This is a genomic window from Duganella sp. Dugasp56 (assembly GCF_047304105.1).
GTDB lineage: Bacteria > Pseudomonadota > Gammaproteobacteria > Burkholderiales > Burkholderiaceae_D > Rugamonas > Rugamonas hordei.
This window is the reverse complement of the sequence record NZ_JBGLYQ010000059.1, coordinates 24,604-41,026: the sequence shown is the minus strand read 5'-3', so window position 1 is coordinate 41,026 and position 16,423 is coordinate 24,604. Positions and strand designations below refer to the sequence as shown.

Genomic DNA, 16,423 nt, shown 5'->3' with positions numbered 1-16,423 from the left:
GACATCTTCCGGGGGGGGGGGGGGGGGGGGGGGGGGGGGGGGGTTGTTGGGGGGGGGCCGGGGGGGGGGGGGGCGGGGGGGGGGGGGGGTTGGGGGGGGGGTGGGGGGGCGACCCGGCGGGGGGCGCCTGGGGGGCCGGCGCTTTCGCTGTAGACCAGGGTCGACGAGCCGCCCGGACTGCCGTTGCCGATCTGGAAAGTCGGACGCGGCTGGGCGCTGAGCACCGTCATCGGCACTTCGGCGCCCACTTGCGCGCCCGGCGGCAGCATTATGCGCACCGCGCTGTCGGCCACCTTGACCAGGAAACTGCCGTCACTGAATTTGGACAGCACTTCAGCCGTCACCGACTGGCCGACCAGTCCCTGCAGCGCGCGCTGGAATTCCGCCTGGCGGCCGTCGCCGACCGCCGCGGGTGCGCCGACGCCGGCAGCCGGGGTCAGCGGCGTGACGGCGACGTCGAGGCGCGGCAGCATGGCGCGCGTCCGCTTTAGACGCTGCCGTAGGCGTTGATTACCCGCCGTTCAGTGCCGGTGGCGTTGATCAGTTTGGACAGCTGGGCCATCCACGGCATCGTCAGGTCGCGGATCTGGCGGTCGGCGTTGAGCATCTGGCGGATCAGCTCGATCTTGCGTTCGCGGTCCGCGCCCTGCATCGGCTGTTGCGGTTCCTGTTCGCGCAGCGCCTGCACGTGGGCGGCGCAGCGCTGCTCGAGCAGCACCAGCAGGTCCCAGTCGCTGCGCGTGGCGGCCTGCACCATTTGCCCGGTCAGATCGGCCATCGCGGCGTACACGGAAAGGATATCTTGACTCGTCATCATGGATCAGGCGCTCGCGAGATTGGTGGGGTGGGCGCCGGTGACGGCAGGGGTGTCGGCGATCGCATTCCAGGCGTCGCGCAACTCGGTCAGCAGGCGCTGCACTTCTTCCAGGATCGCTGGATCGTTGTTCATATTGGCCGTCAGCAGGCGCGCGCTCATGTATTCGTACAGCGCGTCGAGTCCCTCGGCGATCTCGCCGCCGGCTTTCTTGTCGAGCGCGGCGCGCAGGCCGCTGTCGATGATCATGATGGCCTTGGAGATCGATTTTCCTTTTTCGCCGATATTGCCGCTGCGCATACCCTGCAGCGCCGTGCCGAGCGCCACCAGCGCGCCGTCGAACAGCATGACGATCAGCTTGTGAGGACTGGCGGCGACCACGCCGGTTTCCATGCCTACCTTGGCATAGGCATGTACGCCAGTTTGTCGGGATCCGAACATACTCTGTCTCCTGTTAATGCGTCAGCGGCTATTGCTTGGCAAGCGCCGCGAACTGTTGCGTCAAGAATGACGCGGTGGTATTCATGCTGGCGATCGACGTGTCGAGCGCCGTGTATTGCGCGCGGTAGCGCGCTTCGATATCGACCAGGCGGGCGCTGAAGGCGTCCTTTTGCTTGCTGATATCCTTGACCGAATTGTTGAGGCCGGTGGTGCGTCCGGTGATCGCGCCCTTGGCGCCCAGGTAGCCGGCCGCCAGCGTGTTGAGCTGGTAGGCGTAGCCCTGCGAGAAGCCGAAACTGCCGCGCGAACCGATGGTGTCGCCGGTGATGGTGAGCTTGAGGCCGTCGACCGGCGCGCCCGGCGAGCCGGTCAGTACCTGGCCGTTGCCGGTGGCGGTGTAGCCGCCGATGGTGCCGGCCACGTCGAGGCCGTCGACCGAGGTGCCCGCGCCGAACACGGCGGAAATATCGGTGCCGGTGGCGTTGGCGACATGGATGTTGGACTTGGAGCCGTAGCCGGTCGAATTCAGCTTCAGCTTGCCGTCATCGCCTATCGTCGCCGAGACGGTGGCGCCGGCGGTGGAAAACGCGCTGACGCCGTTGATCGACGATTGCAGCAAGGTGGCCAGCTGGCTCGGGTTGTAGCTGCCGGCCGGCAGCGTGATCGTCGCCGTGTTCGCCAGCGTGGCCGGCGTGGTGTCGTTCAGCGTGACGGTCCAGGTGGTGTCGGCGTCGATCACGGTTTCCGCCGGCAGCACGGCCGTGCCCTGCAAGGTGCCCTGGGTGGCCAGCTGGGTGATGTTGATGCCGTAGTCGCCGGCCTTGGTGTTGGTGCCGGAGCTGGCGAACTTGACGTCCGGGTCGGTGCCGCGGCCGACCGCCGCGAACAGGCCGGCGATGTCGTTGAAGTTGCTGTTGATCGACTTCTGCAGCTTGGCGTTGTCCAGCGTCAAGGTGCCGTCCTTCTGGAAGGAAATGCCGATCTGCGACAGGTTGGTCAGGCTGGTGCCCTGCAGGCCGGTGATCTGCGTCGACAGCTGGCGGCGGATCGACGCCTGCAGGTTGCGCAAGGTGGTGTCGCCCAGCAGCGGGCCGCCGGTCTTGGTGTCCGGATCGTAGGCGCCCAGCGAGGTGATCTGCGCGTTGAGGTCGTTGTAGGCCTTGACGAAGCCGTTGACCGAGGTGGTCAGCGAGCCGCTGTCCTTGGTCACCGACAGCGACGAGCTGCCGACCTTGAGCGCGCTGATGCTGACGCCGGCGATGGCGCCGGTGATGCTGGTGCTGGAACTGGTGACGGCGATGCCGTTGACGGTGGCCAGCGTGTCGGCCGCCGATGCCTTCTGGCTCAGGTTCTGCACGCCGCCCGGATCATAGCCCAGCAGCGAGACCAGGTCCGGGTCCGGCGGATTGCCGCCCGAGCCGGCCAGCGTGATCTTCATCGTCGAGCTGACGCCGGTGGCGGTCGAGGTCAGGATCAGGTGGTTGGGCGTGGCGGTGGCGCCGGTCGAGCCGTCCGAGACGATGCTGGCGGTGACGCCGAAATTGCCCTTGTTGATCGCCTCGAGGATGCCTTGCAGCGTGTTGTTCGAGCTGTCGATGACGATGTTGCCGCTGGTGCGGGACGAATCGGCGGCGAAGCTGGCGCCCAGGTAGGCGCCGCCGACGCCGGCCGTCAGCCCGGCGCCGGCCGGATTGGTGCCGCCGACGGTGATCGGGCTGCCGTCGGCCGACACCAGCGAGATGGCGCCGACCGCCGTGTCGCTGGAGCCGATGTTGGCGCTGCCGCTGTTGCCGATGCCGCCGGTGACGCTGCCGCCGACCGCTTCGGCGATGGCGATGTTGCTGCCGTCGGCATTGGTAAATTGCAGGTCGCCGCCGGCGGCGGTGCCGCTGACGGTGATGTTGGCGTCGGCCAGCGCGCGCGCGACGGCGGTGTTGCCGGTCAGCGCGGCGTCGATCGAGGCCGCCGTCACGCCGGCGCCGGCGGCCGTGCCGGCCGGCTGGGCGGCGATCTCGACGCCGCCGACCGACAGCGAGTAGCTGCCGCCGCCGGTGGTGTCCACATTGCCGAAGCTGGCCGCGCCGGCGCCGCCGAACAGGGTGGCGCTGGTGACGGTGGGCGCGGCCTTGGCCGAGACGCCGGTGGTGGTGCTCTTGGCGTTGATGGCGTCGGCCAGCAGGCGGGCGCTGCGGGTGGTGCCGTCGGTGGCGATCACGGTGTTGTTGATGCTCAGCGAGCCCGGCGTCAGGCCGCCGCTCGACAGGCTGTGGCCCGCGGCGGTGCCGTTCAGGGCGGCGCCGGCGAGGCCGAAGCTGCCGCCGCTCACGGTGCCCAGCGAGAAGTTAATCGTGGTCTTGGCGCCCAAGCCGATGGCCGACGTGGTGCTCTTGTAGCCGCCCGAGGCCAGCGTTTGCGCCTGCGCGATCTGGTTGATGTTGACGCGGTAGTTGCCCGGTTGCGCGGTGCTGGAGGCGGTGGCCGTCATCACGGTCGAATCGCTGGGCGTGCTCACCAGCGACTGGAAACTGGAGATCGAGGTCAGGCTCGCGAGCGAGCCCTGGAAGGCGCCGAGCGCGCTCGACAGATTGCCGAAGGCGGACACCTGGGCCAGGTAGCTGGCCGACTTTTTGTCGAAATCGGCCAGCGGCGCGGACTCGACCGCCATCAGCTTGCTGACGATGGTGTTGACGTCGATGCCAGAGCCGATGCCTGGTGAAGAGATGCCCACGGTGCGCTCCTAAGTAAAGCAATAATATAAGACAATATCGGCAGAATCAAACCCGACTTGAGAAGGGGAAATACCTGCCAGTTCAGGTAAAGCTGAAACATCAGCTAAAAAAGCAGCTGAAAAGACGGGCGGTGGCGGCTGTCGTGGCGGACGCCGGAGGGATGGTCGGCGGCGGCAGGCGCGCAGGACCGGTCAGCTGGCTCCCGGAATCAGGATGCCATGGATGAGAGAAAAGCGGCGCGCGTCTGCGCAGCCGCTTCAGGCCGTTTGCTGGATCAGCAAGCCGGTGCCGGATTTCGATTCCAGCGATTTGGCGATCTCCAGCGCTTCGGGCGTCGGGATCTGGCGCAGCACTTCCTTGGTGGTCTGGTCGATGACCTTGACCACGGTGCGCTTGCTGTCGTTATCGATCGAAAACTCCAATCCCTGCGACTTGGCCTGCGCCGACTTGTTCAGCTGCGACACGGCGTGGCTGACCTGGTCCAGGCTGGGCACGGCGGCCGGCGCCTTGACGGCGGCGACGGTGTCGAGCGCGGTGGCCGGCACGCGCACTGCGCCCTGCGCCACGCCGGCGTCGGGAGTGCGATCTGCTGCGGGGCGCGGCTGACTGGCCGAGCCGATGGTATCGATAGTCATGATGCTTCCTTTGTGAAAAATCCCCGGTTGAATAAATCAACCGGGGAACCTAGTCAGAGCGACCTTACCGCGTCAACCCTGCCCCGGATTTTAGCCACGCAGCAGGGACAACACGCCGTTCGGCAGCGAGTTGGCCTGGGCCAGGATGGCGGTACCAGCTTGTTGCAGGATCTGGCCGCGGGTCAGGCTGGCCGTTTCCGCCGCGAAGTCGGTATCTTGAATCCGGCTACGCGAAGCGGACAAGTTCTCCGTCGTCGTATTCAGGTTCGAGATGGTCGAGGCGAAACGGTTCTGGATCGCACCCAGCGCAGCGCGGTTGCTGTTGATCTGGTTCAGTGCCGAGTCGATGGTCTTCAGCGCCTTGTTCGAGCCGTCGATGGTGCTAACGTCGATCTTGGCGACCGATTGCAGGTCCGAACCGGTCGGGTTGGCGACGATGTCGGTGGTGGTCGACGAGATCGTGAAGCCGCTGTCCGACGAGAAGTCCAGGTGGCCGCCGACGGCGGCCGAGGCCGCGCCGATGACTGCCGCCGCGCCTTCAACCGCCGCGACCGAGCCGTTGGCTGGCTTGTCGGCGCCGCGGATCGACGCGGTGCCCAGCTGGTCGTCGAGCGCGGTCGAGTTGGTGTTGGTGATCTGGATATCTGCGCCAGACGAGTTCGACAGCTGGATTTCCTTGTTGTGGGTGGTGGCGTTGACCTTGATCGAGGCGCTGATGCCGGTGGTGCCGACTTGCGCGTTGATCGCCTGGGCCACGGCCGACAGGTCGCCGCCCTTGATCTTGGCCGAAATCGTCACGGCGGTCGAGTTGGCGTCCGCTTCGATCGAGTTGTCGCCGCGCAGCTGGAACTGCAGCGAGCCGTCGGCGAAGCCGGTGGCGTTGCTGCTGAACAGCGTGGCGGTGGTGCTGGCGGTGGCGGTCACGCCGGAGCTGCTGCTCAGGGCGTTGACGTTGGCGGCGATCTTCTTGGCGCTGTCGCCCACTTTGACGTCGACGCTGGTGGTGGTGCCGGCGCCCGAGGTCAGGCTCAGGGTCTGCGCCTGTACCAGGTTGGCGGCGGTGGCGGTGGCGGCGCCGGCGCTGCTGGCCACGTCGCCGTACTGGGCGGCCAAGGTGTTGTTGCCGATGTCGGTCGCCTTGGCCGACTGGATGCCGACGTTGATGGTCTGGTTGGCGTTGGCGCCGACCTGGAATTGCGACGCGGTCAGCGAGCCGTCCAGCACGTTCTGGCCGTTGAACTGGGTGGTGTTGGCGACGCGGTTCAATTCCTGCGACAGGGCCGAAACCTCGCCCTGGATCGACTTGCGGTCGGAATCGGAGTTGGTGCCGTTGGCGGACTGGACCGCCAGTTCGCGGATACGCTGCAGCAGGTCGCCGGCGGTGCTCAAGCCACCCTCGGCCGTTTGCGCCAGCGAGATACCGTCGTTGGCGTTACGTGCTGCCGTGGTATTGCCGCGAATTTGCGACGTGAAGCGCTCCGAAATGGCCAGGCCGGCGGCATCGTCTTTGGCGCTGTTGATGCGCAGGCCCGAAGACAGGCGCTGCAGCGAGGTCGACAGGTTGGCTTGCGAGGTGTTCAGGTTGCGTTGCGAATTCAGCGATGCAATATTGGTATTGATGACTTGTGCCATGATGTTTCTCCAGGATACTTCGAGTTGGGCAGTGTGCTCATTTCACTTTGGTCTGTCTCCACGCTCCGAGACAATCAAACCGCTGTTGAAGCTGGTAACGGTTGCCCAGTGGGAAAATTAAGGGGAAGAAAGCCGGAAAATTTTGCGTCGCAGGGCTAAAGTTCATCGTCGATGCCCGTTTAAACGACCGCGCAACGGGAATCTTTAGGGTGAAAATAATTATTTTTCGCCCAAAATTTCGGACGAAAAAAAAGCCCGGCAGGCGCCGGGCTGGAGCAAACTGCGGGAAACGATGGCCTATTCGGCAACTATTCGGCCACCACCACCCGGTTCTTGCCGGTTTGCTTGGCCGTGTACATGGCCTTGTCGGCGCGCTTGACCAGGTCGGTCTGCTCCTCGTTCGGGCGGCGCAGCGCGACGCCGGCCGAGAACGTGATCAAGACCTTCTCGTTATCGTGCAGGAAGAAGTGGCGGGTCAGCTCGCGCTGCAGCCGGGTCATCGTGCTCGAGGCCGCCTCGACCGTGGTTTCCGGCATCAGGATCAGGAATTCCTCGCCGCCGAAGCGGGCGATGACGTCCATCGAACGCAAGGTGTCCTTGACGATCTTGACCAGGTGCTTGAGCGCGGCGTCGCCGGCGATGTGGCCGTAGGTGTCGTTGAGCTTCTTGAAGTCGTCGAGGTCGAGGATGGCGATGCACAGCGGCGTGCCGCGGCGGTCGGAGCGGGCGGTCTCGCGCTCGAACACGTCGTCCAGGCCGCGGCGGTTCAGGCTGCCGGTCAGCTGGTCTTCGCGCACCAGTTCGCTCAAATGCTGCAGCTTGGCCTCCAGCGCGTGGATGCGGTTCTCGGCGTCCTGCACTTCCTGGCGCGCCAGCACCATCTTGTCGCGCGCCTTCAGCGCCTCGCTCTGCACCAGCCGGGTTTCCTTGAGCACCTCGTCGAGGATGCTGTTCAGTTCGGAGATGTTGTCGGCCTTGCTGATCTTTTCCGAATAGCCGCCTATCTTCTCGTGGAAGTCGCCGGTCGACGCCGCCACCTGGCCCAGGCGGTCGATGAAGGTCATCATCATGTTCTTGACGGTGAGCTTGACGTCCGACAGGCTGTGCTTGAGCTGGCCCTGCTTGTAGATCACCTCCTTCAGGCTGCGCGTGGCTTCCTCCAGCGCGCGCACGTCGAGCGGGCCGGCGATCAGGTTTTGCACCGCTTCGATCTGGCCGCGCAGCCAGCTGTCGTCGTCGAGCAGTTCGCTGACGTTTTCCAGCAGCAGCTTGAACAGGCGCAGCAGCAATTCCTGCTGTTCGCCGCTGTCGCCGCCGCGCAGCTCGATCTGGAAGCACAGCTGCTTGAGGCGCAGCGCGATTTCCGCCAGCGCCTCCTCGCTGTGGGCCAGCTTGGTGGCCGCGCCCAGCGATTCGGCCTCGGCCACCAACGCCGGCGCGCCCGACAGCAGCGAGGCGACGGCAAAGGTCAGGGTGCGGCTCAGCAGGTCGCGCAGCGTGCGGCTCTGCTCGTCCTCGGCATCCATGCCGGCCACCTCGATGCCGACCTTCCGGCTGATGAAGTGTTTTTCCACCAGCTGCGACAAGGCCTTGGCGTAGCCCTCCCAGTCGCGCGACTTGACGGCGCGGTTGAAGCGGCGGCCGAAGTCGGCCAGGTCGCCGGTGTTTTCCGTCAGGCGGGTGGCGAACTGGCTCAGCACCGATTCCGGGCCGGGATCGACGGCCACCGCCGGCGCGGCCGCCGGCGTGGCGGCGATGCCGGCGATTTCGTTGTAGATGTCGCGGTAGGCTTCCGGCGTCGGCGCGACACGGCGCACCGCCAGGCGCTTGAACGCCTCGCGCGCGATCTCGGCCGGATTCTGCTCGGGAGTGTTGGATTTGCTGGACATATTACGCGCGGCCTCTTAAAGGTTTCTCATGTAATACCATGATACGGCCGCGCCGTGCGCGCCATAGCCTGAATAAAGGGCGGGAAGAGGTCTTTCATCAGGGCATTAAATCTATTCGATCCGGCAACCATGTTGGACACGTCATTCGATCAGCTGGTTCTTGATCGCGTAGTGGGTCAGTTCCGCGCTGTTTTTCAGCTTCATTTTAACCAGTAAACGGGCGCGGTACTCGCTCACCGTCTTCACCGACAGCGACAGTTCCTTGGCGATCATGCCGACCGTCTTGCCGGAGGCGATCATCGTCAAGGTCTGGTATTCGCGGTCGGACAGCGTGTCGTGCGGCGGCGCGTCGTGGTCGTCGCCGACGTGGTTGGCCAGCTCCTGGGCCAGCGCCGCGCTGATGTACTTGAGGCCGCCGGCCACCTGGCGGATCGCCGTCACCAGCTCGCGCGGCGCGCTCTGCTTGGTCAGATAGCCGGCCGCGCCGGCCTTGAGCGAGCGGATCGCGTACTGGTCCTCGCGGTGCATCGACAGCATCAGCACCGCCAGCTCCGGCTTTTCCTTCTTGATCTGCTTGAGCACCTCGATGCCGCTGCGGTCCGGCATCGAAATGTCGAGCAGCATCACCTGGCACTCCGACTTGCGGAACAGCTTGACGGCGTCCAGGCCGTTCTCGGCCTCGCCGGCGACGACGATGTCGCGCGTCTCGGCCAGGATCTGTTTCAAGCCTTCGCGCACGATCGCGTGGTCGTCGGCGATGAAGACCTTGATGATGGCTTTTTCTGTCATGTGAATCTCTACACCCTATTTTTTACATTATTTCACAGCAGAAACGTTTTCTCCAGCTATTGTAGCGCCAGCGGCGGCTGTTTCGACCCTGATTTTGATGGCGACCACGGTGCCGCCGCCGGCCGCGTGGCTCAGCGTCAACGTTCCGCCCAGCGCGCGGGCCCGTTCGGCCATGCCGCGCAGGCCGAACGAGGCCGGCTTGGCGCGGTCGGCCTGGGCGATGCCGCTGCCGTTGTCGGCGATCTTCAGGCTGACGTGGTGGCGCAGCCGCGCCAGCCTGACGCCGACCTCGGTGGCGCCGGCGTGCTTGGCGATGTTGGTCAGCGCCTCCTGCGCGATGCGGAACAGCGCGGTGGACTGGTCGTCGTTGAGGTCGATGTGGCGCTGGTTGGCGTGGAAGCTGCAGGCGATGCCGGCCTGCTTGCCGAATTCCCGCACCTGCCATTCCAGCGCCGCCACCAGGCCCAGGTCCAGCAGCGACGGCCGCAGGTCCAGCGAGATGCGGTGCACGGCGTCGATGGTGCGGTCGACCAGCGCATCGACGTAGTCGGTCTTTTCGCGCAGCGCCGGATGGTCGCCGGCCTCGCCGAGGCGGGCCGCCAGCATCGCGACCGCCATCTTGATCGCGGTCAGGTTGCCGCCCAGCTCGTCATGGATTTCGCGCGCGATGCGGGCGCGCTCCTGTTCCTTGACGCGGTCGGTGTGCGCCGACAGCTCGGCCAGCCGCGCGCGCGACTGCCGCACCTCCAGCTGTTCCTGCTTGCTCTCGGTGATGTTGGTCATGATGCCGTCCCAGCGCACCGCGCCGTCGTCCAGCGCGTGCGGCGTGCAGCGCAGGTTGATCCACTTGACGTCCTTCCAGGCGTCGACCCAGATGCGGCCTTCCCAGTTCCAGCTCCACAGCGCGGCGGCCGAGGCCCGCATCGCCTCCAGGTAGGAGGCGCGGTCGTCGGCCAGGATCAGCTCGAGGAAGCGCTCCGGCTGCCGGTGCAGCTCGGCCGTCGTCAGGCCCAGCAGCGCCTGGCAGCCGTCGCTCAGGTAGGGGAAGGAGACGGCGCCGCCGGCGTGCAGCACGAACTGGAACACCAGGCCGGGCGTGTTGGAGACGATGGCGTCGAAGCGCGCGCGCACCTGTTCCAGCTCGGCCGCGAGGGCGGCGCCGGGGTTGTGCGGTTCGGGGGCTGCGCTCATGGTGTGCCTGAACTCCTGCATAAACTCGTGCATCAATCGTCTAAAAAATTATCGGGCCCGCCAGCGCGCGCGGAAGCGCCGCAGCAGGCGGCGGAAGCGGGCGATCCAGCTGCCCGGCGCCGGCACCGCGTGCCGGCGCCAGTGGCGCAGGCGCCCGGCCAGCGCGCCCACCTGGCGCCAGGCCGCGGTGGCGCGCAGCCGTTCTATCCAGCGCTCCTTCAGCGCCAGGAACCAGTGCAGCAGGCGCGCGAACCAGACTATCGTCATCAGCACCGGCCGCGTCAACAGGAAGATGCGCGCCACCGCCGCCGCGCCGGCCACCTTGGCCAGCACGATGACGAGCAGGCCCAGCAGCGCATGGCCCTGGGCCATCGCCCACAAGGCCAGCAGCTTGACCGGAAACAGCAGCGTGGCCGGCAGCACGAACAGCGCCAGCGCGGCGCGCGGTCCCAGCGTGCAGATCCACGCCTCGATGCGGCGCAGCACCGGCCACGACGACAGCCGGTCCAGCAGCCGCATGCCCAGGTCCCACAGCCAGTCTTCCAGCAGCAACAGCAGGGCGGCCACGTAGACCAGCGGTGCAAACAGCGAACGGCAAAAGCGGTGGAAGGGTTTCATCGTCTCGGCGTTGTTCTATGTGCATCATCATACGTCAAAGCGGACCGTGCGCGGCAGCCTGTTGACCGCCGAAGCCGTTACAATAGCCGGCATGAACAAAGCATTTGTCAAAGAATCGGACGGAGACGACGACGAGGAGGCCGCAGCGCTGGCCTTGGCGATTCCGGCCGGGTCGAAGAACTACATCACGCCGGCCGGCTACCAGCGCATCAAGGATGAGCTGTTGCAGCTGATCGACGTCGACCGGCCGGAGGTGGTGCGCATCGTGCACTGGGCGGCGTCCAACGGCGACCGTTCGGAAAACGGCGACTATATCTACGGCAAGCGCCGGCTGCGCGAGATCGACCGCCGCATCCGCTTCCTGACCAAGCGCATGGACACGGCGGCCATCGTCGACCCCAGCGTGCATCATGGCAGCGACCAGGTGTTCTTCGGCGCCACCGTCACGTATTGCAACCAGAACGACGAGACGCGCACCATCACCATCGTCGGCATCGACGAGCTCGATCCGCTGAACGGCAAGATCAGCTGGGTGGCGCCGGTGGCGCGGGCGCTGACCAAGGCGCGCGAGGGCGACGTCATCAGCTTCCAGGCGCCGCACGGCGTGGAGGAGCTGGAAATCCTGGAGGTAAGCTATCCTGCGCCGGCTGCCGATTGAAGCGCGGCGCGCCCTCGGCGCGGTGCTGTGCGCGATGCTGGCGCTGCTGGGCTGGCCGGGGCGGGCGCTGGCGCTCGACTCCTATGTGATCGATCATAATTTCAGCCGGCCGGACAGCCGCGATCACTACACCCTGCAGCTGTTGAAGGCGGCGCTGGAGGCGTCGAGCGAGATCTATGGCCCGTATGAGCTGCGCACCTCGCCGCTGGGCATGGAGCGCGATCGGCTGCTGCTGGAAATGAGCAAGGGCAAGCTGGTCAACCTGAGCGCGCAGATCACGTCGCCGGAGTGGGAGCGCAAGCTGATCCCGATCCGCATCCCGATCGACAAGGGCATGTCCGGCTACCGCATCTCGCTGATCGACGGTCGCCGCCAGGCGCAGTTCAGCGCGCTGAGCACGCTGGAGCAGCTCAAGCGGCTGCCGCTGGGCGCGGGGCGGCAATGGAGTTCGACGGCGGTGTTCGTGGGCGCCGGCTTCGATGTGGTGCAAGGCAACTCGACGGCCGGCCTGCACGGCATGCTGGCGGTCAACCGCTTCCAGCATTTCCCGCGCGGGATAGAGGAGGCGTTGTTCGAGCAGGCCGCGTACGCGCCGGCCTTTCCCGAACTGGCGCTGGAGCGCAGCCTGGCGATTTATTTTCCGCTGCCGCGCTACTTCTTTGTGACGCCGGGCGAGCAGCGGCTGGCGCAGCGGCTTGAGCAGGGCCTGCAGCTGCTGAGCGCCGACGGCGGCTTCGACCGGATCTTCCACGACTTCTATGACGACTTGATCGACAAGGTGGGCTTGCGCAAACGCCGGCTGTTCAAGCTGGACAATCCGTTGCTGACGCCGCAAACCCCGCTGTCGAACAAGGCCTACTGGTACGACCCCTTCGAACACAAATAATCCGGGGTCAGCTGCGCTCGCGCAGGATGCGGTTGACGCCGGCCACGCGGCGCACGTTGCGCAGCAGGCCGGCCAGGTGCACGCGGTCTTTCACCTGGATGGTGAAGCGCAGCTGGTGCAGCACGTGTTCCTTGTCCTCGTCCATGCCGACGTAGGTGATGTTGGCGTCCGATTCGCCGATCTCGGCCGCCACGCGCGCCAGGATGCCTTTTTCGTTGTTGATCAGCAGCTTGATGCGGCTGTCGAAACGGCGGTTGAGCTCGGTTCCCCACTTGACCGCGATCCAGCGGTCCGGTTCCTTGATCTTCTGCCGCTTGGCCAGCGTGCAGTCGCTGGTGTGCACCAGCAGGCCCTGGTCGCGGCGCAGCTGGCCGAGGATGGAGTCGCCCGGGATCGGCAGGCAGCACGGCGCCAGCTGCACCGACACGCCCTCGCTGCCGCAGATCGTCACCGGATCGAGCTCGGCCGCGCTGTTGTGGTCGACCGGCGCGCTGGCCGATTCGCCGCCGCGCAGGCCGAAGATGTGGCGCGCCACCAGCGCCGCCATGCGCTTGCCGATGCCGATGTCGGCATACAGCTCGTCGAGCGACTTGGCGCTTGATTCGTTCAGCAGCCGCTCGACCAGGTGCTCTTCCAGTTCCGGGTTGAGGCCCAGCGACGACAGCGCCTGCGACAGCAATTGCTGGCCCAGCGTGATCGATTCCGGCAGGTTGATGGTGCGCAGGTGGTGGCGGATCGCCGAGCGCGCCTTGCCGGTGCGCACGAACGACAGCCACGTCGGGCTGGGGCGCGATTTCGAGTCGGTCACGATCTCGACGATGTCGCCGTTGCGCAGCTCGGTGCGCAGCGAGGCCGGCTCGTTGTTGATCGTCACCGACACCGTATGGTCGCCGATGCCGGTGTGGATCGAATAGGCGAAGTCGATCGGCGTGGCGCCGCGCGGCAGCGCGATGATCTTCGACTTGGGCGTGAACACGTACACCGAATCGGGGAACAGGTCGACCTTGACGTGTTCGAGGAATTCGGCCGAGTCGCCGGTCTGCTGCTGGATGTCGAGCAGCGACTGCAGCCAGGCGTGGGTGCGCTGCTGCAGGTCCGACAGGTTCGAGTCGCCGTTCTTGTACAGCCAGTGCGCGGCCACGCCCGATTCGGCGGTGCGGTGCATTTCCTGGGTGCGGATCTGGAACTCGACCGGCGTGCCGTAGGGGCCGATCAGGGTCGTGTGCAGCGACTGGTAGCCGTTCAGCTTGCGGATCGCGATGTAGTCCTTGAACTTGCCCGGCATCGGCTTGTACAGCGAGTGCAGCGTGCCCAGCGCCACGTAGCAGTTGGGGAAGCTGTCGACCACCACGCGGAAGCCGTACACGTCGAGCACCTGCGAGAACGACAGGTGCTTGCTGCGCATCTTCTTGTAGATGCCGTACAGCGTCTTTTCGCGGCCATACACCTCGGCCTCGATATTGGCCATGGCCAGCGTGTTGGTCACCGACTCGAGGATCTTCTTGACCACCTCGCGGCGGTTGCCGCGCGCCGCCTTGACCGCCTTGGCCAGGGTGCGGTAGCGCAGCGGATACAGGTGCGAGAACGACAGGTCCTGCAGCTCGCGGTAGATATTGTTCAGGCCCAGGCGGTGCGCGATCGGCACGTACACTTCCATCGTCTCGCTGGAGATGCGCGCCTTCTTGGCCGGCGCCATCACTTCCATCGTGCGCATATTGTGCAGGCGGTCGGCCAGCTTGATCAGGATCACGCGCACGTCGGACGCCATCGCCAGCAGCATCTTGCGGAAGTTTTCCGCCTGCGCCTCGATCTGGCTCTGGAATTCGATCTTCTCCAGCTTGGACAGGCCGTCGACCAGGTTGGCCACCGGCGCGCCGAAGCGCTCGATCAGCTCTTCCTTCTTGACGTCCTGGTCTTCCATGACGTCGTGCAGCAGCGCGGCCATGATGGCCTGCGCGTCGAGCTTCCAGTCGGCGCAGATCTCGGCCACGGCGATCGGGTGCGAAATATACGGCTCGCCCGATTTGCGCACCTGGCCCAGGTGCATCTCGTCCGAGAAGCGGTAGGCTTCCTTGACCTTTTTCAGGTCGGCCGCGTTCATGTACTCGGCCAGCTTTTCGGTCAGGTGCGTGACCGAGGCCACGCCGGCGGTCAGCGTGGGCGTGGCCAAGGGCGACGAGGAAATCACCGGCGGCGCGGGCGCGGGAGAGGAGGAGGCGATGGTGGTCGACAGCGTGCTGTCACCTGCGTTGGCTCCAGACGTGGCTGCAGCCGGCGCTTTGGCCGGCTGTTTGGCCCTGGCGGGCTTGCCACTCAATGTCGGATCGGCAGGAATCAGATTCATACGTATGCGTTCCGTCTCGCTGAGAATGTCGTACTACTATTAAACCACACCATTCACATTGTTCGGGAACGCCGGGCCCAACTTACATTGGGACCTTTTTCAACATTTCCAGACCGACTTTGCCGGCGGCGATTTCACGCAGCGCGACGACGGTAGGCTTGTCCTTGGCTTCGACCTTCGGGGTGTGGCCCTGCAGCAGTTGGCGGGCGCGGTAGGTCGCCGCCAGCGTCAGCTGGAAACGGTTAGGAATGGTTTTGAGACAATCTTCAATAGTAATGCGGGCCATCTTAACTCCTAAAATCTTGTGTATTTATTCAGCGTGGATACCCAATTGGGCAAATAGCGAGGCGTTGCGCGCCGCTTGTTGCGCAAACCGGCAACGGGCCGCTCTGACAATCGCCGTCAGTTCCGACAGGGCGACTGCAAATTCTTCGTTGATGATAGCATACTCGAACTCGGGGGCGTGGGCGATTTCGCCGCCGGCCGCCAGCAGCCGGCGCGTGATCACATGCGGTTCGTCGGTGGCGCGTTTTTTCAGCCGTTCCTCGAGCGCGGCGATCGACGGCGGCAGGATGAAGATGCCGGCCGCCTGCGGGAACTGCTTCTTGACCTGGCGCGCGCCCTGCCAGTCGATCTCCAGCAGGATGTCGGTGCCGGTCTTCATCTGTTGTTCGACCATGATGCGCGAGGTGCCGTAGTAATTGCCGTGCACCTCGGCCCACTCCAGGAACTCGCCGGCGTCGGCGCGCTTGACGAAGTCCTCGGCCGTCGTGAAATAGTATTCCTTGCCGTGGGTTTCGCCCGGACGCGGCGCGCGCGTGGTGGTGGAAATCGACAGCTTGATGGTCGGTTCCTGCGCCAGCAGCGCGTTGACCAGCGTGGACTTGCCGGCGCCGGACGGCGCGACCACCATGAACAGGCTGCCCGCAAATGCGTTGGTTGAACTCATGTCTATCTTTCAAAAACGTCAGCAGGCGGGTAACTACGTCGCCCAAAGACGTATTTTACCAAGAGCAACGACAGCTTTCCACTACAGCAATGAGATCAGATGCTGCGCCGCAGCGGGCGCGCGTTCCTTGGCGCCGTTGATGAAGTAGACGTAGGCGTCGCCGGATTTCGCCTGCTGCTGCCACTGCTTCGCGGTGGCGGCCCACTGCTTCAGCGCCGGCTTGGTGTAGCCGGTCTCCACTTCGCTTTGCGCGTTCATCAGGCGCGCGTACACGAACTCGCCGGTGATCTCGCCCACGTTGGGGTACTTGGGCGAGTCGGTGATGACGGTGGCGATCTTGTGCTTGCGCGCCAGCCGATAGTACTCGTCGCACAGGAAGCTGTCGTGGCGCGCGTCGAGCACGTGGCGCAGCTTGCGCGTGCCCAGTTTGGCGGGCAGCAGCTTGAAGAAGGCGGCGATGTCGTCGGCGTCGAACTGCTTGGTGGCGGCCAGCTGCCACAGGATGGGGCCGAGCTTGGGGCCCAGTTCCGTCAGCCCGCTGTCGATGAAGCGGGCGATCGATTCGCCGGCCTCGCCCAGCACCTTGCGGTTGGTGGCGAAGCGGCTGGCCTTGACGGCGAAGACGAAATCGTCCGGCGTCTGCGCGGCCCAGGAGGCGAAGTGCTCGGGCTTGGCGGTGCGGTAGAAGGTGCCGTTGATCTCGATGCTGGTGACCTGGCGGCTGGCGTATTCCAGCGCCTTCTTCTGCGGCACCCCTTTCGGATAGAAAGTCTCGCGCCACGGCGCAAAGTCCCAGCCGCCTATGCCCACCCGCACTGTGCCCGATGTAGCCATCCAGGATTCCTCCG

15 protein-coding genes and 1 pseudogene are annotated in these 16,423 nt (G+C 65.5%); 2 read left to right on the top strand and 14 right to left on the bottom strand.

Annotated features, from left to right (window positions below; translation table 11 throughout):
• From ACCD07_RS28990 to ACCD07_RS28945, 10 genes and pseudogenes are all read right to left on the bottom strand, one after another.
• Positions 1-473, bottom strand: a pseudogene (locus ACCD07_RS28990) (flagellar hook-length control protein FliK); the annotation flags it as partial.
• Between the two features lie 14 nt (positions 474-487).
• On the bottom strand, positions 488-817 hold the full coding sequence (locus ACCD07_RS28985; RefSeq protein ID WP_176654204.1) for a flagellar protein FliT: 330 nt from the start codon (positions 815-817) through the stop codon (positions 488-490).
• Positions 818-820: 3 nt separating this feature from the next.
• Complete coding sequence (gene fliS / locus ACCD07_RS28980; RefSeq protein ID WP_176654205.1) at positions 821-1,255, bottom strand: flagellar export chaperone FliS; 435 nt, start codon at positions 1,253-1,255, stop codon at positions 821-823.
• A 28-nt stretch (positions 1,256-1,283) separates the two neighbouring features.
• On the bottom strand, positions 1,284-3,983 hold the full coding sequence (gene fliD / locus ACCD07_RS28975; RefSeq protein WP_413449351.1) for a flagellar filament capping protein FliD: 2,700 nt from the start codon (positions 3,981-3,983) through the stop codon (positions 1,284-1,286).
• Positions 3,984-4,241: 258 nt separating this feature from the next.
• Entirely contained in the window at positions 4,242-4,619 is a 378-nt protein-coding gene (locus ACCD07_RS28970) for a flagellar protein FlaG (RefSeq protein ID WP_353405435.1), read from the bottom strand.
• 90 nt (positions 4,620-4,709) lie between these two features.
• The gene (locus ACCD07_RS28965; protein WP_176654208.1) at positions 4,710-6,251 is read right to left on the bottom strand and encodes a flagellin; all 1,542 of its coding nucleotides are present in this window, start codon (positions 6,249-6,251) and stop codon (positions 4,710-4,712) included.
• 308 nt (positions 6,252-6,559) lie between these two features.
• Positions 6,560-8,140 (bottom strand): GGDEF domain-containing protein, encoded by a 1,581-nt coding sequence (locus ACCD07_RS28960; protein ID WP_176654209.1) that lies wholly within the window; start codon positions 8,138-8,140, stop codon positions 6,560-6,562.
• Between the two features lie 141 nt (positions 8,141-8,281).
• On the bottom strand, positions 8,282-8,929 hold the full coding sequence (locus ACCD07_RS28955) for a response regulator (protein WP_176654210.1): 648 nt from the start codon (positions 8,927-8,929) through the stop codon (positions 8,282-8,284).
• Positions 8,930-8,956: 27 nt separating this feature from the next.
• Positions 8,957-10,120: a histidine kinase gene (locus ACCD07_RS28950; RefSeq protein WP_413449350.1), complete on the bottom strand. Its 1,164-nt coding sequence runs from the start codon at positions 10,118-10,120 to the stop codon at positions 8,957-8,959.
• Positions 10,121-10,168: 48 nt separating this feature from the next.
• A complete protein-coding gene (locus ACCD07_RS28945) occupies positions 10,169-10,738 on the bottom strand; it encodes a hypothetical protein (protein ID WP_413449349.1) in 570 nt (189 codons plus the stop codon).
• 91 nt (positions 10,739-10,829) lie between these two features.
• Here ACCD07_RS28945 and greB point away from each other — a divergent pair, with 91 nt between their 5' ends.
• Together greB and ACCD07_RS28935 are read left to right on the top strand one after the other, a co-directional pair.
• Positions 10,830-11,396, top strand: coding sequence for a transcription elongation factor GreB (gene greB / locus ACCD07_RS28940; RefSeq protein ID WP_413449348.1), 567 nt, complete (start codon positions 10,830-10,832; stop codon positions 11,394-11,396).
• A 34-nt stretch (positions 11,397-11,430) separates the two neighbouring features.
• Positions 11,431-12,282 (top strand): hypothetical protein, encoded by an 852-nt coding sequence (locus ACCD07_RS28935; RefSeq protein WP_413449347.1) that lies wholly within the window; start codon positions 11,431-11,433, stop codon positions 12,280-12,282.
• Positions 12,283-12,289: 7 nt separating this feature from the next.
• Here ACCD07_RS28935 and ACCD07_RS28930 read toward each other — a convergent pair whose 3' ends face one another.
• The 4 genes from ACCD07_RS28930 to ACCD07_RS28915 all read right to left on the bottom strand — a co-directional run bounded on the left by ACCD07_RS28930 (position 12,290) and on the right by ACCD07_RS28915 (position 16,409).
• Positions 12,290-14,626 carry a RelA/SpoT family protein gene (locus tag ACCD07_RS28930; RefSeq protein ID WP_176654215.1) on the bottom strand — a complete coding sequence of 779 codons (2,337 nt, stop codon included), beginning with the start codon at positions 14,624-14,626 and terminating at the stop codon, positions 12,290-12,292.
• Between the two features lie 82 nt (positions 14,627-14,708).
• On the bottom strand, positions 14,709-14,912 hold the full coding sequence (rpoZ, locus tag ACCD07_RS28925) for a DNA-directed RNA polymerase subunit omega (RefSeq protein ID WP_008451304.1): 204 nt from the start codon (positions 14,910-14,912) through the stop codon (positions 14,709-14,711).
• 24 nt (positions 14,913-14,936) lie between these two features.
• Positions 14,937-15,575, bottom strand: a complete 639-nt coding sequence (gene gmk / locus ACCD07_RS28920; protein ID WP_176654216.1) for a guanylate kinase — start codon at positions 15,573-15,575, stop codon at positions 14,937-14,939.
• A gap of 81 nt (positions 15,576-15,656) precedes the next feature.
• The gene (locus tag ACCD07_RS28915) at positions 15,657-16,409 is read right to left on the bottom strand and encodes a DUF72 domain-containing protein (RefSeq protein WP_176654217.1); all 753 of its coding nucleotides are present in this window, start codon (positions 16,407-16,409) and stop codon (positions 15,657-15,659) included.
• Positions 16,410-16,423 lie beyond the last annotated feature (14 nt).

Excerpts from the sequence above, each read along its gene's own strand:
- ACCD07_RS28935 (WP_413449347.1), top strand. The coding sequence starts at position 11,431 with ATGCTGGCGCTGCTGGGCTGGCCGGGGCGGGCGCTGGCGCTCGACTCC.
- ACCD07_RS28965 (WP_176654208.1), bottom strand. The coding sequence starts at position 6,251 with ATGGCACAAGTCATCAATACCAATATTGCATCGCTGAATTCGCAACGC.
- ACCD07_RS28970 (WP_353405435.1), bottom strand. The coding sequence starts at position 4,619 with ATGACTATCGATACCATCGGCTCGGCCAGTCAGCCGCGCCCCGCAGCA.
- greB (WP_413449348.1), top strand. The coding sequence starts at position 10,830 with ATGAACAAAGCATTTGTCAAAGAATCGGACGGAGACGACGACGAGGAG.
- ACCD07_RS28955 (WP_176654210.1), bottom strand. The coding sequence starts at position 8,929 with ATGACAGAAAAAGCCATCATCAAGGTCTTCATCGCCGACGACCACGCG.
- ACCD07_RS28950 (WP_413449350.1), bottom strand. The coding sequence starts at position 10,120 with ATGAGCGCAGCCCCCGAACCGCACAACCCCGGCGCCGCCCTCGCGGCC.
- ACCD07_RS28960 (WP_176654209.1), bottom strand. The coding sequence starts at position 8,140 with ATGTCCAGCAAATCCAACACTCCCGAGCAGAATCCGGCCGAGATCGCG.
- ACCD07_RS28915 (WP_176654217.1), bottom strand. The coding sequence starts at position 16,409 with ATGGCTACATCGGGCACAGTGCGGGTGGGCATAGGCGGCTGGGACTTT.
- gmk (WP_176654216.1), bottom strand. The coding sequence starts at position 15,575 with ATGAGTTCAACCAACGCATTTGCGGGCAGCCTGTTCATGGTGGTCGCG.
- ACCD07_RS28945 (WP_413449349.1), bottom strand. The coding sequence starts at position 10,738 with ATGAAACCCTTCCACCGCTTTTGCCGTTCGCTGTTTGCACCGCTGGTC.
- rpoZ (WP_008451304.1), bottom strand. The coding sequence starts at position 14,912 with ATGGCCCGCATTACTATTGAAGATTGTCTCAAAACCATTCCTAACCGT.
- ACCD07_RS28930 (WP_176654215.1), bottom strand. The coding sequence starts at position 14,626 with ATGAATCTGATTCCTGCCGATCCGACATTGAGTGGCAAGCCCGCCAGG.
- ACCD07_RS28985 (WP_176654204.1), bottom strand. The coding sequence starts at position 817 with ATGATGACGAGTCAAGATATCCTTTCCGTGTACGCCGCGATGGCCGAT.
- fliS (WP_176654205.1), bottom strand. The coding sequence starts at position 1,255 with ATGTTCGGATCCCGACAAACTGGCGTACATGCCTATGCCAAGGTAGGC.